15 protein-coding genes are annotated in these 16089 nt (G+C 41.7%); 2 read left to right on the plus strand and 13 right to left on the minus strand.

Annotated features, from left to right (window positions below; genetic code table 11):
* The first annotated feature begins 4 nt into the window (after positions 1 to 4).
* Together recU and NSQ72_RS09935 are read left to right on the plus strand one after the other, a co-directional pair.
* Positions 5 to 640 carry a Holliday junction resolvase RecU gene (recU, locus tag NSQ72_RS09930; RefSeq protein ID WP_058837936.1) on the plus strand — a complete coding sequence of 212 codons (636 nt, stop codon included), beginning with the start codon at positions 5 to 7 and terminating at the stop codon, positions 638 to 640.
* A gap of 19 nt (positions 641 to 659) precedes the next feature.
* Positions 660 to 3374 carry a PBP1A family penicillin-binding protein gene (locus NSQ72_RS09935; protein WP_341083951.1) on the plus strand — a complete coding sequence of 905 codons (2715 nt, stop codon included), beginning with the start codon at positions 660 to 662 and terminating at the stop codon, positions 3372 to 3374.
* 36 nt (positions 3375 to 3410) lie between these two features.
* Here the strand turns inward: NSQ72_RS09935 and NSQ72_RS09940 are convergent, their stop codons facing one another.
* From NSQ72_RS09940 to bshA, 13 genes are all read right to left on the minus strand, one after another.
* A complete protein-coding gene (locus NSQ72_RS09940; protein WP_144490268.1) occupies positions 3411 to 3920 on the minus strand; it encodes a YpoC family protein in 510 nt (169 codons plus the stop codon).
* Entirely contained in the window at positions 3917 to 4579 is a 663-nt protein-coding gene (nth, locus tag NSQ72_RS09945; RefSeq protein WP_341083954.1) for an endonuclease III, read from the minus strand. Before nth ends, NSQ72_RS09940 begins: the two co-directional genes overlap by 4 nt.
* A 17-nt stretch (positions 4580 to 4596) precedes the next feature.
* Positions 4597 to 5301 (minus strand): DnaD domain-containing protein, encoded by a 705-nt coding sequence (locus NSQ72_RS09950; RefSeq protein WP_041085852.1) that lies wholly within the window; start codon positions 5299 to 5301, stop codon positions 4597 to 4599.
* A 99-nt stretch (positions 5302 to 5400) separates the two neighbouring features.
* Complete coding sequence (gene asnS, locus NSQ72_RS09955) at positions 5401 to 6693, minus strand: asparagine--tRNA ligase (RefSeq protein ID WP_087975939.1); 1293 nt, start codon at positions 6691 to 6693, stop codon at positions 5401 to 5403.
* A gap of 115 nt (positions 6694 to 6808) precedes the next feature.
* Positions 6809 to 7294, minus strand: a complete 486-nt coding sequence (tseB, locus tag NSQ72_RS09960; protein WP_039179489.1) for a cell wall elongation/penicillin-binding protein regulator TseB — start codon at positions 7292 to 7294, stop codon at positions 6809 to 6811.
* A 12-nt stretch (positions 7295 to 7306) separates the two neighbouring features.
* A complete protein-coding gene (locus NSQ72_RS09965) occupies positions 7307 to 7477 on the minus strand; it encodes a YpmA family protein (RefSeq protein ID WP_064497519.1) in 171 nt (56 codons plus the stop codon).
* 131 nt (positions 7478 to 7608) lie between these two features.
* Positions 7609 to 10401: an ATP-dependent DNA helicase DinG gene (dinG, locus tag NSQ72_RS09970; RefSeq protein ID WP_341083956.1), complete on the minus strand. Its 2793-nt coding sequence runs from the start codon at positions 10399 to 10401 to the stop codon at positions 7609 to 7611.
* Positions 10402 to 10515: 114 nt separating this feature from the next.
* The gene (gene panD, locus NSQ72_RS09975; protein ID WP_024422780.1) at positions 10516 to 10899 is read right to left on the minus strand and encodes an aspartate 1-decarboxylase; all 384 of its coding nucleotides are present in this window, start codon (positions 10897 to 10899) and stop codon (positions 10516 to 10518) included.
* A complete protein-coding gene (panC, locus tag NSQ72_RS09980; RefSeq protein WP_106025043.1) occupies positions 10892 to 11758 on the minus strand; it encodes a pantoate--beta-alanine ligase in 867 nt (288 codons plus the stop codon). Before panC ends, panD begins: the two co-directional genes overlap by 8 nt.
* Positions 11755 to 12594 carry a 3-methyl-2-oxobutanoate hydroxymethyltransferase gene (gene panB, locus NSQ72_RS09985; RefSeq protein ID WP_024422781.1) on the minus strand — a complete coding sequence of 280 codons (840 nt, stop codon included), beginning with the start codon at positions 12592 to 12594 and terminating at the stop codon, positions 11755 to 11757. Before panB ends, panC begins: the two co-directional genes overlap by 4 nt.
* A gap of 197 nt (positions 12595 to 12791) precedes the next feature.
* On the minus strand, positions 12792 to 13775 hold the full coding sequence (locus NSQ72_RS09990; RefSeq protein ID WP_341083958.1) for a biotin--[acetyl-CoA-carboxylase] ligase: 984 nt from the start codon (positions 13773 to 13775) through the stop codon (positions 12792 to 12794).
* Positions 13748 to 14950: a CCA tRNA nucleotidyltransferase gene (locus tag NSQ72_RS09995; RefSeq protein WP_341083960.1), complete on the minus strand. Its 1203-nt coding sequence runs from the start codon at positions 14948 to 14950 to the stop codon at positions 13748 to 13750. The genes NSQ72_RS09990 and NSQ72_RS09995 overlap by 28 nt, the downstream gene beginning before the upstream one ends.
* A complete protein-coding gene (gene bshA / locus NSQ72_RS10000) occupies positions 14943 to 16088 on the minus strand; it encodes an N-acetyl-alpha-D-glucosaminyl L-malate synthase BshA (protein ID WP_341083961.1) in 1146 nt (381 codons plus the stop codon). The genes NSQ72_RS09995 and bshA overlap by 8 nt, the downstream gene beginning before the upstream one ends.
* Between the last annotated feature and the right edge of the window lies 1 nt (position 16089).

Consider the following 16089-nt stretch of genomic DNA (forward strand, 5'->3'; position numbering starts at 1 on the left):
CTTGATGATTCGGTATCCAAACGGAAAATCGTATCAGCCCATTCAACAAATTGGGACAAAAAAAAGAATCAGCGGCGAATCCTCTTATAGTAACCGCGGGATGACGCTTGAGGCTGATTTAAATGAAACGAACCAATATTATTTGGTCAACGGGATCGCAGTCATTCATAAAAAGCCTACCCCAGTTCAAATTGTGAATGTGGATTATCCAAAAAGAAGTGCTGCTGTCATTAAAGAAGCCTATTTTAAACAATCCTCCACAACAGACTATAACGGGGTGTACAAAGGCCGCTATATCGATTTTGAAGCAAAGGAAACCAAAAGCACTACCTCGTTTCCGCTCAAAAATTTCCACGACCATCAAATTGAGCATATGAAACAGGTTGAAAAACAAGGCGGCATTTGTTTCGTTATTATATCCGCTTTTGGCTCCGTTTATTATTTGCCCGCTTCAGATCTCTTTTTCTTCTGGGAGCGGCAGAAGCAAAACGGCCGTAAATCCATTAGCAAAGACGAATTAATGGAAGCTGGCCACATAATGACACTTGGATATTCGCCAAGAATTGATTATATTAAAGTAGTGGAGACACTTCATTTTTCGGATGAAAGCAAGCAGCAATTACGTTCGAAAAAGGTTTAACACGAAAGGTTGAGATGTGATGTCTGATCAATTTACAAGTCGTGAGCAGCGACGTAAAGCAAGTCAAGAAAACAATAAGAAGCAAAAGAACAAAAAAGGCAAAAAGAAAGCAGGTCTATTTAAAAAAATATTTTTATCTTTACTCGTGATCGGTCTACTTTGTTTAGTTGCCGGAATCACAACTTTTGCCGTTTTTGCATCAAGCGCTCCTTCTATTGATGATAGTAAGCTTAAAACACCATACTCTTCAAAACTTTATGATAAAGACAAGAAAGTGTTTGCAGAAGTTGGTGCAGAAAAAAGAACGTATGTCTCGATAAAAGATATACCCGATGTGGTAAAAGACGCATTTATTGCGACTGAAGATGCACGTTTTTATAAGCACCACGGGATTGACCCAATCCGTATTGGCGGTGCCCTTGTAGCAAACGTTGAGGACGGCTTTGGCGCTGAAGGCGGAAGTACAATTACACAGCAGGTTGTGAAAAACTCCCTCCTGAGCAATCAAAAGACGTTAAAACGGAAAGTACAGGAAGTATGGCTCTCGATTCAGCTTGAGCAAAAATACTCTAAAGATGAAATTTTGGAAATGTATTTAAACCGTATTTTCTTCTCTCCTTATGCTTATGGTGTTGGGAAAGCAGCTGAACAATTTTTCGGAGTCACAGATTTAAATAAACTAACCGTTGCACAGGCTGCCACTCTTGCAGGTATGCCGCAGAGTCCTTCTGCCTATAACCCAGTGAAACACCCAGAGGCAGCGGAAAAACGCCGTAATATCGTTTTAAGCCTTATGAAAAAACAAGGCTATATTTCTGAAAAAGATTATGACGTTGCAAAAGCAACCCCTGTCAGCAAAACAGTTGTTTCAGCTAGTAAATATAAGAGCCAAAACTCTAGTAAGTACTCTGCCTACATTGAAGAAGTGATGGAAGAAGTACAGAAAAAAGCTAAAGTGGATGCATCAACTGATGGATTAAAAATCTATACATCACTTGATCGAAAAGCACAGGATCACCTAGATGATATCATCAATGGAGATTCAGTTGGATTTACGAAAGGTATGCAGGCGGGTGTCACCCTGCTTGATACGAAAAATGGTGAAATACGCGCCATTGGCGGTGGACGTGATGTACCAGCCGGCGGCTTTAACTATGCGACAGATGCAAAACGCCAGCCAGGGTCCACAATTAAACCGATCTTAGATTACGGCCCAGTCATTGAAAACAAAAAATGGTCAACATATCAGCAAATCGATGATGCACCATATACGTACTCAGATGGGACACCAATTAACAACTTTGATAGAAGACATTTAGGGAAAATGTCGATGAGAAGTGCTTTGGCACAATCACGTAACATCCCTGCACTCAAAGCATTCCAAGAAGCTGGTTCAGCGAATGCCGCGCAATTTGCGAATAATTTAGGCATGGACTTACCTTCTGATATTCCAGAATCTTATTCAATTGGTGGATTTGAAGATGGTGTGTCTTCATTAAAAATGGCTGGAGCATTTAGTGCATTCGGTAATAACGGATACTATAACGAACCGCACGCTGTCACATCTGTTGAATTTAATGACGGGACAAAGCTTGACCTTACGCCGGACTCGAAAGCAGCGATGAGTGATTACACAGCATTTATGATCACAGACATGCTGAAAACTGCTGTTCAATCTGGAACTGGTACACTTGCACAAGTACCGAACGTTCAAGTAGCTGGTAAAACCGGTACAACGAACTTCAGACAAGATGATATTAATAAATACAATATCCCTTCTGGCGGTGCGAAAGATTCTTGGTTTGTCGGTTATACGCCGCAATATACAGCAGCCGTTTGGACTGGAATCGGTAATTCAAAAGATGCAGACGGTAAAATGTGGCTGACTGATTACGAGCAGCGTGTTGCCAAAATCGTCTTCCAGCGATTAATTTCTCAAATTGATGATGGAAGCGGCTCATTTGAAAAACCAGACAGTGTCGTCGAAGCTACGGTTGAAAAAGGTTCAGATCCAGCAAAATTAGCCGGACCGAATACACCAAGTGACAAAAAGACAACAGAATACTTTGTTAAAGGAACAGTTCCAACAAAAGTGTCTGACACATATGAGAAAAAAGAAGCCGATAAGCCTTCTGACTTAAAAGCGGTGTATGATGAAGAGAAAAAATCCATTACACTGACTTGGGGCTATTCTGACGACGCTGATGCTACATTTAATGTCAAGCAAGCGGTTGATAATGGCGGCTATAAAGAGATTCAAAACAGCTCTGCTAAAGAAGCGGTCATCTCTGATGTGAAGCCTGGCTCCACATATAAATTCCAAGTGACAGCCACTGTAGAGGATGTCACAAGTAAAGCGGCTTCTACCTTCCTCACCATTAAGGATGACGCTGATGAAGAAGAAAAAGCGGATGATGAGAATAAAGAAGAAGAAGAACCGCAGCAGCCTGACGACGAGCAGACAGACCAAACAGACGATAACAAAAATCAGCCACCTGGCACTGATGAGCAAAAGCCTGATGACAAAAAAGATCAAGATAAGGATAAGGATAAAGACCAAGGCGGAAATACCGAAAACGGAAATAATGGTTCTTCAGATGATGGCTCAGACAGTACAAATGGGAACAGCAACTCACAAACTGATCATAAAGATAAAAAGAAAGATGATGCGAAAGCCAACTCTCAAAGTTCCAATTCGCCATCAAATTCTACTTCTCGTAAAGAAGATGAATAATGAAAAAGCACTTGCCATAGGAGGCAAGTGCTTTTTTTAACGCTGCTGTCTGATTTTCTTAAGTGCTTCATATTTTCCATACTGCTTTTTTAATTCCGTGTATAGCTCGTCCAATTGAATAAAGCAGTGATATTGAGTAGGTTTTAACAAAATGAACTCTAAACGTTCCGTCCAATTAATCGGAACAACAGGAAATGTCTCTTGCTTGATAAGTTCCCATTCAAAGGTTTGGACACTCTCCCCTTTGATCCAGTAAAACATCGCAATCATACTGACGATTCCTTGCAGCATATCATCTTCATCACAGCGAGATTTCCTTGTTTGGAAACGAGGAAGCATTTTTTCTTTTAATTCGTTCCACAGTTCGAACATGACAGGAACAAATTCTTCTGTTTCCTGCCATGGAAGCTCGTCTGTTAAAGGTTCCGAAGATAGATCATATGCGAGCGGGTTGGCTCTCAGTATATCTACTCGATCACCTTTAAACGCTACCTTTTTCTCTTTTAGCTTTTCGACATATGAGGTGAAAACAGCTGCCCCGCTCATGCGAGCTTCACCAGTCCTTTTTTCAGCCTCTTCTGCCCTTCCCTGCACATATCAAGAAGCGGACACGATTCGCACTGCGGCCGCTGCGCCTTACAATGATATCTCCCAAAAAAGATCAGGCGGTGATGCGTCACAGACCAATCTTCTTTTGGCACCTTTTTCATCAAGGTTTGCTCTACTTCAAGCACAGAATCCTTCCAGCGGCAGATGCCTAGACGCTTGCTGACTCGTTCTACATGTGTATCTACTGCTATTGCCGGTACTCCAAAAGCGACTGAAACGACGACATTTGCTGTTTTCCGGCCAACCCCAGGAAGATTGACAAGCTCATCCCTGTCCTTTGGTACTTCACCGCCATATTCTTCAATCAGCATTTTGCTCAACTTTTGAATGTTTTTAGCCTTATTTCGATAAAGACCAATCGAGCGAATATCTTGCTGCAGTTCTTCAAGCGGTACACTTAAATAGTCTTCTGGTGTTTTATATTTTTGAAATAACGTTTTGGTGACTTTGTTTACAAGCACGTCTGTACACTGAGCGGAGAGCGCAACAGCAATCACAAGCTCAAATGGATTGGCATGAACAAGCTCACACTCCGCCTCTGGAAACATATCTCCTATAATATCTAAACACTCATTGATTTGTTTTTTTGATAACATGCCTTCTCCTTTATTGGTTATTGTTCCAGCCAATTATAAAAAGGAACTTGTCGTTTATAAGTACCCGTCTCTTCTTTTGAAGGTGGCGTTTTCTGCTGAGAACGGAAATGCTGGCTATGCTCTTTTGCTTCTTCCGCTGTTTTCAGCCCTTTCTTTTTCCACTCAAATAAAATTCGATCAATATAACGGAAATTTAATTTCCCTGATAAAACGGCTTCTCTTAGCGCTAGCCGAATCATTTCAGCATCATGATGGTCTTGATCCATCCAGATCGAAAGTGTTTCTCCTTCAAGAGGAGACAGCGGTCTGCCGAATTCATCTTCAAATAAAGCATATAAAGATTTTTCTGCCTGCACATGTTGTTTTTGAGCTTCTTTCGCCTGTTTTGTTTCTAAAAAGTCATACAGCACGCCCCATAAAGGTTCTACTGAGTAACGGTCATGCTGAATACCAGACCTGTCTTCAAATGGCTGAATTGAGATAAATCCTTTTTGAATCAGATGCTGCACCATATACGCGCACTCTTCCGCTGATATGGTCATTCCATGAGAAAGCTCTTCAAATGTTTGAAAGAAAACACCTTGTTCTTCATTCATTTTAATCTTGAGCATGACCATCATCTGTGATTCATTCAGTCCTAACTGCTCATAATGAGCAATCAGCAAATTAGGCAAACTTGTCGCCCCCATTTGCTGCATATTTATAAATTGCTGCCTATTCATCGGATACACCTCTTCATTTTAAGTATATCACGTTTTATTTCACGTGCCTCCCTAAAAAGACGTTTGAAAAAGCCTCCATTTGTTGGAGGCTTTCACGTCTTAAGGGTATAAACGGTTTAATAATCTTGGGAAAGGAATGGTTTCACGCACATGCGGCGCTCCACTAATCCAAGCAACTGTACGTTCAAGTCCAAGACCAAAACCTGAATGCGGTACAGAACCGTATTGTCTTAATTCTGTATACCATTTGTAAGTTTCCTGATCAAGCCCATGTTCTTTCAATCTTGCTTCAAGAAGCTCTAAATCATGAACACGCTCAGAACCGCCAATAATCTCTCCGTAGCCTTCTGGTGCAATCAAGTCTGCACAAAGGACAACATCTTCACGATCTGGTGCTGGCTGCATATAGAACGGTTTTAATGATGTTGGGTAATGAGTGATAAACACTGGTTTATCATAGCTTTCGGCAATCGCTGTTTCGTGAGGCGCCCCGAAATCATCTCCCCATTCGATATCATCAAAGCCTTTTTCCTGCAAGAATTTAATCGCTTCATCGTAAGTGATGCGCGGGAATGGTGCTTTGATGTTTTCTAATTTCGCTGTATCACGACCTAGTGTATGCAGCTCCACTTTACAGTTTTCAAGTACACTTTGAACAACATGAGACACATAATTTTCTTGATACTCAAGGTTTTCATTGAATTCGACAAAAGCCATCTCAGGCTCGATCATCCAAAACTCAATTAAATGACGTTTTGTTTTAGATTTTTCTGCTCTAAATGTTGGACCAAATGAGAATACTTTTCCGAGTGCCATTGCTGCAGCTTCCATGTAAAGCTGACCACTTTGAGAAAGGTACGCATCTTCATCAAAATATTTCGTAGCAAACAGTTCCGTTGTGCCCTCAGGTGCACTTCCAGTTAAAATTGGCGGATCTACTTTCACGAAACCCTCTTGATGGAAATATTCATATGTAGCACGAATAATTTCGTTACGGATTTTCATAATGGCATGCTGTTTTTTTGAACGAAGCCATAAATGACGGTGATCCATTAAGAATTCTGTTCCATGCTCTTTCGGTGTAATTGGGTAATCTGTCGCTTCATGAATCACTTCAATGGATTTCACTTGTAATTCAAAACCTAGTGGTGAACGCTCATCTTTTGTCACTTGACCTGTCACATAGACAGATGTTTCTTGTGTGACTGATTTCGCAAGCTTAAAGACTTCCTCTTCCACTTCTGCTTTTACTACGACTCCTTGAATAAAGCCTGTCCCGTCACGCAACTGCAAAAATGCAATTTTTCCGCTTGAACGTTTATTGGCAATCCATGCGCCGATGGTTACTTCTTGATCGACGTGTTTGAACACTTGATTAATTGTTGTTTTCAACATAATTCCCTCCAAAGCCAGAAAGAAACTCACCTATTTGTCAGGTGTGAATCTTTTTTCATACATTTTATTATAACCGTTCTAAATCAGCATGGTCAACGCAAGACAGGAGAAACTACGGTGTTAAATTTTTTTCCACACGTCCTGTCGAAAAGTCGACATAGCTGAAGCTATATTGATTGTTCTCATTTAAGTACGTCACTTCCCAAAGGAGTACGTCACCTTCTCTCGCTAATTTGACTTCTTTTAGCTTAGAGACCGTGTTCTCCTTTTGAACGGCTTGTACTGCTTGATTCGAGGTAATGCCTTCTTTTGCTTTTTTTGCGATCACTTTTTCTTTTTTGCTGGCAGGAACCCAAACGTAGGTCGTTTCATTCTGTTTGTTTTTCCCTTCAACAATAAATTGCTTTTCTTTCCCGACAAAGGTTTCCACTTGCTCCACTTGTACGATGTTTGCTTGTTCTTTTGCTCGTTCGATCGCGGCTTCATGCCCTTGTTCTCTTTGTCCCATGGCAATTTGATAAATCCACGTAAAGCTGATGATGCCAATGAGCAGAACGAGAGCCACTACAGATGAAATAATCCAGACTATTTTTTTCATGTCAAGCTTCCCCTATGTGCGATATATCGTGAATACCGCTTGATTTTGATCTTCTTGATCTAATGCTAATCCAAACATGAGATCTTCTCTTTTAAGCGTTCTGTTCAATACATCAACGATTTTGTATAGGTCTTCTGAATGCTTAATTTGAACAGTTGAAAGTACCTCTATTTTACTTTCCACTTCTAATTCCTCCTCGGTACGTAAATATTGTTAGTCATACTTTTCTGCACGGGAACCGATACTATTTTTACAACGGAACACAAAAACCGTTACGATAAATTAACTCCAAACCCACACCAGCTAAAGGCCGCTTATGACAGCGGCTTTTCGTTGTTAAGGTTTTCTATATACGCCTCGAGTGACTCTTTTGACATCTCGTGAACTGGCGCATGAGGGAGTGATTCTAAAAATAGTTTTCCATATGAAGCGGTTTTCACTCGGCGGTCTAAAATCAGCAATGTGCCAATGTCTTTTTCAGAGCGCAGCAAGCGTCCAGCTCCTTGCTTAAAGGTTAACACAGCTTCTGGTAAAGCGACGGCTTTAAATGGATTCTTCCCTTGTTTTTTAGCTGCATCACATTTTGCTTCAATGAGCGGAGAATCAGGCGGCCGGAACGGAAGACGTGCCATGATGACTGTAGTCAGCTCTGAGCCTGGAAAATCAACACCTTCCCAAAAGCTACCCGTACCAAGTAAAATAGCTTGTTTTGCTAATTTGAACATTTTCGTTAATTTTACGGGGCTTCCGCCTGTCAGACCTTGAGCAAAAAGGGCGGACTGCATCCCTTCTGTTTTTAGCTCTTCATAGACTGCTTTTAACATCTCATGTGAATTAAACAAAACCAATATTTTTGCATGCTGCTGCTTTTCCATAATCTTAATATATTGCGCAGCTTGCTTTACATATTCTCGTTCATCACGATTTGTAATCGGCGGCATGTCTGCCGGAACAATGACCTTGAGCTGTTTTTCAAGTTCGAAAGGTGAATCAATTTGCACAAGATGAGGGTAAAAATCTTGCAGGCCAAACCGTTCCAAGCAATAATCAAAGCGGTGATTGATCGTAAGCGTCCCTGATGTAAGGACGACACTCTTTTTGTTCATAAAGAAACGATCAGCCAAAAGCTCCCCAGTATCTAACGGCTGTGCATGCATAAAGACAGCGTTTTTGGCGCCCTTTGCATCAATTTCAATCCAAACCGTTTCATCGTTTTTCGGTTCAAAGATAAACCGGTAAAGCGTACTGCAAAAAGTATGCATAAACGACATGACTTGGTCGTATTCCTCTGCTTCAAAGGCAAAGTGTTCTATCAGCTGTTCACTTTTTTGAAGAAGCTCGTTTTTTTGCTGCTCATACAGCTTCTCACAAGCAATTAACAAGGAACAAAGTTTACTTGCCGTTTCTTTAATCCGTTTCCACTGAGCATGCTTTGAATGATGACGTACTCTATGAATGAGACGATTGATGTCGGCTTTTGGTTTTGTCCTTTTCACAAATGAATGAACGGTGCTAAAGAAAGCATCACTTTCCATTTGAAGCTGATTCAGATACTCATCCATTTCAATAAATGTGTCCGTCTGTAACCCTGCATGATGAAATCTCTTTTTCAGTTTCTTTAACAGTCCGCCTTGCAAGGAGCCAAGCTGCGTTAATTTCGCATGAAGCTGGATATAAGACGCACTATCCCCTAGTGTTTCATTGGCTGTTTTCTCAAATTGATGGGCTTCGTCTATCACATATACGTCAGCATGCTGAAAGATAGACGATGCCTCCGTTTGTGATAAAAGCAGACGATGATTCGTTAAAATTAAATCAGCTGTTTTTGCTCTTTTTTTGGCGCGCTCATAAAAGCAATACTCTTTAAAACGGCGCTTTTTTGATGTAAACGGCATATGTACACAGGAAATGCGGTCTTTTATATTGGCAGCTCCTGACGGTAAATTCAGTTCAGATAAATCACCTGTTTCTGTTACAAGGAGCCACATTAAAATTTGCGCCTTCGTTAAGACCACATCATAGTTATCATCTTCCTCATGAAGCACATGCTCAAACTTATCTAAACAAATATAATGCGCCCGGCCTTTAAAGACACAGGCAGCAAGCTCAAACGGGAGCAGTTGATTCAAGATCGGCACATCGCGCTGAAACATTTGCTGCTGCAAAAGAATGGAATAAGTACTAATAATGACAGGTTTTCCTGATTTCCTCGCTTCTAGAGCGGCTGGGATGAGGTAAGCGAGCGTTTTCCCAATACCTGGTGCCGCTTCAATTAATGCATAGGCTCGTTCATGAAACACGTCTCTCACTTTATTCATCATCGTAAGCTGGCCTTCTCTTACTTCATAGCCTTCTACCGTTTGCGGCAGCTTCTTTTTAATTTCCTCAAACAGCTGTTCATCATCTTCACCTACTGAATGTGTCGCCCTACTGATAGGATTGGGGACATCTTTTACAGAAAAAGAGCCGACTTCCACCAAAGAATCTTCCAGGCTGGCATGACTCGTTTCAAGCTGCTTAATTAAGAGTCCTATATCACTTAGGAGATAAGGGGATAATCTGCGCAGCTGCTTCAGCACATTTTGCGGTGTATGTTTTAATTGATGTAATAAAGTTAAAAATAACATGGCAGTAACTTCCGCATCACTATCCGCCCTATGCGGGTGGTCATGTGGAAGCATGAGCTCTTCACTTAATTCAGTGAGCTTATAACCTTCAAGCTCAGGATAAAGAATTCTAGAAATCTCAACTGTATCAATTGCTAGCACATCCAGCTCATTTTTCCCGCATGCTTTTAGTTCATCATTTAAAAAATTCAAATCAAAATGAACATTGTGCGCAACAAAATAAGCACCCTGTATGAGATCATACACCTCTTGGGCAATGTCCTCAAAAAACACTGCATCGTCAACCATGTGCTGCTGAATGCCTGTCAGCTGTTCAATAAATCCAGGGATTGCTTTTCCCGGGTTCACATATTTTGAATACCGTTCGACAATTTGTCCATTTTCAATGACCACCGCAGCTATTTGAATGATTTTATCACCTTTTTTAGGTGAATTCCCGGTGGTTTCAATATCAACGACAACAAACCTTTGATCGGTCATAAAATGGACACCTCAATTCCTCGTTTCACTCTGACGTGAAACACGCTCTGGACAAAACAGATGAAACAGAACAGCTTCTCTTCCTGAGACTGTTCTGTTTCTACGGAGCTTGCGTTATAAAATCGTTCTAGCAGGCTCTTGCCCAATCATTTGCTCAATTTGATTTTGTTTATTTAACACGACCACTTTTGGTGTATGTGTCTTTGCTTCTTCTTCTGACAGCATCCCATAAGCGATAATAATGACTTCATCCCCTGGCTGAACGAGTCTCGCCGCCGCCCCATTTAGACAAATGACACCGCTCTTTCTTTCGCCAGGAATAATATATGTTTCAAGTCTCGCGCCATTATGATTATTGACAATTTGTACTTTCTCATTTGCCATCATACCTGCCGCATCAAGTAAATCTTCGTCAATTGTAATACTTCCTACATAATGTAAGTTTGCTTCTGTTACCGTCGCTTTATGAAGCTTAGATGTCATAAAGGTTCTATACATGTTTTTCACCGCTTTCAGGAACATGGAAAATCACATTATCAATCAGTCTTGCCCGTGAAAATTTCACCGCAATCGCCATAATGACTTGACCTGCTAACTGTTCAAGCGGCTCAAGTTCTGGATATGAGTAGATCTCAATATAATCAATTTCCCCGCTCGTCTGAACAAGTTCCTCTTCAATCAGCTGATACACACGGCTGACATCACGTTCACCTTTTTCAACAGCTGAACGTCCTTTTGTTAATGCGCGGTATAAAGCAGGTGCTTCTTGTCTTTCTTTTTCTGACAAGTATACATTCCTTGAGCTTTTCGCTAAACCGTCTTCTTCTCTGACTGTTGGTACAGATACAAGGTGAAGATCAAAGAAGAAATCCTTGATCATCGCATCGATCACAGCGACTTGCTGTGCATCCTTTAGACCAAAGTAGACATTTGTTGGTGACACAAGATGAAACAGCTTTGTAAGCACAGTGACAACGCCGTCAAAATGTCCTGGACGTTTTTTTCCGCATAAGACATCCGTCCGCTTTTGAACCGTCATCGTAATAGATGGTTCATTTTGGTACATTTCCTTCACATCAGGTGTAAATAAAATGTCCACTCCTGCTGCTTCTGCAAGACGCTGGTCTCTTTCCATATCCCTTGGATAGGATTCAAAGTCTTCATTTGGTCCAAATTGCAAAGGATTGACAAAAATACTCATCACGACAATGTCATTTTGTCCTCTTGCCTCCTTCGCAAGCGTCAGATGTCCTTCATGAAGAAAGCCCATCGTCGGAACAAAACCGATGGAATGCTGCTTTTCTTGATGCTGCTTGATTAATTCTTTTAGCTCGTGAATATGGGTGACAACGTTCATTTTTTGATTCCCCCATATAAGCCATCAAGGACTTCTTCTTTGATATGAAACGTGTGCATGTCCTCTGGAAATGTGCGTGCTTTTACTTCTTTTGTATATTGAATGAGCGCTTCTTCTAAAACAGTATCAATTTGCGCGTATTGTTTCACAAACTTAGGTGTTCTAGACACCCCGTATCCAACCACATCATGGTAAACAAGAACTTGTCCGTCTGCCTCAGCTCCTGCACCAATTCCGATCACAGGAATCTTCAGCATGTCGGTAATTCGTTTTGTCAGTTCGCCAGGTACGCATTCCAGCACAAGTGCGATTGCACCAGCTTCCTCACATTTCAAGCTGTCTTCAATCAATTTTTGAGCACTTTCGTGGTCTTTTCCTTGCACCTTATACCCGCCAAGTACACCAACAGATTGAGGTGTGAGGCCTAAATGACTGACGACAGGAATGCCGCCTCTTGTTAGAGCTTGAATGGATTCAAATACTCCATCTCCGCCTTCTAGCTTTAAGGCATCGGCACCGCTTTCTTGCATGATGCGTGCTGCATTTTTCATTGTTTCTTCTAACGAATAATGGTAAGACATAAATGGCATATCAGTCACAACAAATGTGTCTTTTGCGCCTCTTTTCACTGCTTTGGTGTGATGGATCATATCATCCATCGTGACTTGAACTGTGGAATCTAGTCCAAGTACAACCATCCCAAGTGAATCACCAACTAAGATCATGTCGACTTCCGCTTTTTCCGCTTGCTTTGCAGCTGGATAGTCGTATGCAGTCAGCATCACAATAGGTTCATTTTGTTCTTTCATTTTGAAAAAATCTAGCTTTGTCTTCATTTGTTCCTCCTCATTCTGGAGAGGAAATGGCTTGCCTCACATCACATGCTTTGATTTCTCATGTGCGGCGAATCATCCCTCTGTCCAAGTCCCTTAGGATCAAGGCAGAAATTTATCAAATTTTTCTTCCTAACAGGTACAGTTCTTTGCAGATACTGCCCACACGAAGTATATCAAAAATGTGCCGGGTGTTCCACTCAAGTTGACTTGATCTCAATGTCTGCGGAGTAGATTTTTTGGATACCGTCCTCCGTTTCAAGCAATAAAACACCTTCTTCATTGATTCCAAGCGCCTTCCCCGTATATTGCCCATTGACGGTGCGGGCAACAATATGTTGACCGATCGTCATCGCAAACGATTCCCATAGTTGTTTAATTGGTGCAAATCCTTGCTTCATATAATCATCATATCTTTTTTCAAAGGTGGACATGATCTGTTGTATGAGAGCAGCCCGATCCACTTTTTCATTCAGTTCCATTCGCAGACTTGTGGCGACATCCTTTAGTTCATCCGGGAAGTCATCAGCTGTTTGATTCACATTTATGCCCGGTCCAATAATGACCGCATGAACCTGGTCAGCTTCTGCTTTTAATTCAGTCAGAATGCCAACGACCTTTTTCCCATTCAACAAAATATCGTTTGGCCATTTAATAGATGGAGTGAGTCCTGTTTGCTGCGCAATCGCTTCTGCGATGGCTACTGATGCCAAAAGCGTCATTTGCGGCGCTTTATAGAGCGGGATCTCAGGCCGGAGAATGAGACTCAACCAAATGCCTGTCCCATTTGGTGAATGCCACGTTCTTTGAAGGCGTCCTTTTCCGTCTGTCTGATGATCGCTGACAACGATCGTGCCGTGGGGTGCACCTTCATTTACAAGATCATGGGCAATCAGCTGAGTTGAAGCGACTTCTTTCTGAAAGTAAATATGCCTGCCGAAGCTCTCTGTTTCAAGACCAAACAGAATTTCGTCTTCACTAATTTTGTCCGGTTTACGAAGCAGACGGTATCCTTTTCTTCTGACCGCTTCTACCTCATACCCCTCTTTTCGCAAATCCTCCATATGCTTCCATACAGCCGTTCGGGAGCAGCCAAGCTCATCACAAATTTGCTGACTTGAAACAAAATCCTGGCTGGATGCTGTAAATAGTTCAATTAATCGTTTTCTAATTGCGGATCGCATGCTTTAAGCCACTCCTCTATGGCTTCTTTTCGGTTTTCTAAACGGTTTTGCAAAACAGCTTTTTTCACAAAATGAAGCTCTTCTGCAATCCATTTCCCAGACGTCTTTTGCCGAAAGGCCATTAAATCTTTTCCTGAAACAGCGAGGTCTTGGAGCTTTTTAATCGGCAGTGCATCATAAGACCGCTTCGCTGCCTCCAGCTCATCAAAGAAAATGCGGCGTTCATGTTTTAGCTGCGTGATTTTCAAACTAGATAAGAGCACGTGTTCACCAGCTTCAAACATGTTTTCCGCATCCCAGTCACAATCAACGTATTTACTAATAGCTATTGCGTCTTTCAAAAGCTTCGTTGACAGCTTCCATTCTTTTAAGAAGACCGCAGCCTCCGCTTCATCTAGTCCAAGCAAATGGATACAAGCCCCCCATACCTCTTCTAATCCATCCAGCAAGTAATATGGAAAGGATTGAAAGGATTCGTGAAGACGATCCTCTTTTAGACCTGGTAATTCTTCATATAACCTAGTTGAGATGAGCACTTGAATGGCCTGCTCACAATGACGGCCTTTTAAAAGCTTCTCCAATTCAATCTTTTTGCGCTCAACCGATATGTTGGCAAGCAGATGCTTATCTTTTTTCATAGCTTCAGCCGTCTCATCTGCCAGCTCAAAGCCAAGCTGGCTTAAAAAACGGACAGCTCTCATCATACGAAGCGCATCTTCTTGAAAGCGGCACGCAGGATCTCCGACGGTTTGAATTCGTTTCCGCTTAATATCCTGTTTACCACCTACATGATCAATGATTTCCCCGTTTATATCCATGGCCATCGCATTAATCGTTAAATCTCTTCTTAAAAGATCTTCCTTAAGCGACGTGATAAACGCCACTTCTTTCGGTCTGCGAAAATCTTCATATTCTGATTCCGTTCGAAATGTCGTGACCTCATAGCTGACACCCTCATGTAACACAATGACAGTGCCATGCTCCTTACCGACATCTACTGTTTTTTCAAATAAGGACTCAACCTTATCAGGTGTTGCATCTGTCGCAATATCGATATCGCCGATTTCCCGTCCTAATAGAACATCTCTCACCGCTCCGCCGACAAAGTAAGCCTGATGCCCATGTTCGTGCAGTGTATGTAATATAGGGATCGCATGTGTGAATGGTTCATTCATCTTCAACATCACCTTCGATCAATTCTAGGTAAAGCTTTTCATATTCACTCACAATCTTTTCAGAGGAGAATTGAGCCTGAACACTAGACTGAGCTGCCGCTGACACTTTTTCATGAAGCGCTTCGTCTTTTAGCAGAGACACTGCGTGGTTTGCTGCTCCGTCTATATCGCCGAGCGGGACAAGAAACCCCGTTTCTCCATGTGTAATGACCTCTGGAATACCTCCGACATCCGTTCCGATACAAGGGACACCGCACGCCATTGCTTCAAGAAGCACAAGCCCAAAGCTCTCCTTCTCTGAAAGAAGCAGCTTCAAATCACTTATTGAATAAAGCTCCTCAACCTTCTCTTGCTTGCCTAAAAACAACACGCGGTCTGTCAGTCCCAGTTTTTTCACAAGTTCGCATACGACCGATTTTTCAGGACCATCACCAATGAGCAGCAGCTTTGCCTGCACCTGTTCAGAAATCTTTTGAAACACATGAATCACATCATGCACCCGTTTCACTTTTCGAAAGTTTGATACATGGATGATGACCTTTTCGTTCGGTAAAAGACCATAATGTGTCTTTAGCAAATCGTGATCTTCACGCAAATACACCCGTTCATCAACAAAATTATGAATCGTATCAATCTTTTTATCTGGTTTGATGAGATCGTACGTCTGCGCAGCTAATGAATGCGACACCGCCGTCACACGATCCGATGATTCGATGGCGAACCGAATGACTTCCTTTAATGATGGATCATAGCCTAAAACCGTAATATCCGTTCCATGAAGCGTCGTAACGACTTTCACAGAGTGTCCAGTCATTTGTTTGGCTAGAAACGCACAGACAGCGTGCGGGACCGCATAATGCGCGTGAATAATATCAAGCTTTTCTCGTTTTGCGACTTCTGCCAATTTACTTGCCAGCGCAAGGTCATAAGGTGGATATTGAAAAACAGCATATTGATTCACATCCACCTCATGAAAATAAATATTCGGATATACTTTATTAAGCCTAAACGGAATGCTAGAGGTAATGAAATGAACATCGTGCCCTTTTTCAGCTAAACGTTTTCCAAGCTCCGTGGCTATAATGCCTGAGCCGCCGACACTTGGATAACAAGTAATTCCGACCTTCAGTTTTTTCATA

The sequence above is a fragment of the Bacillus sp. FSL R5-0659 genome (genome assembly GCF_038008785.1).
GTDB classification, from domain to species: Bacteria; Bacillota; Bacilli; order Bacillales; family Bacillaceae; genus Bacillus; species Bacillus safensis.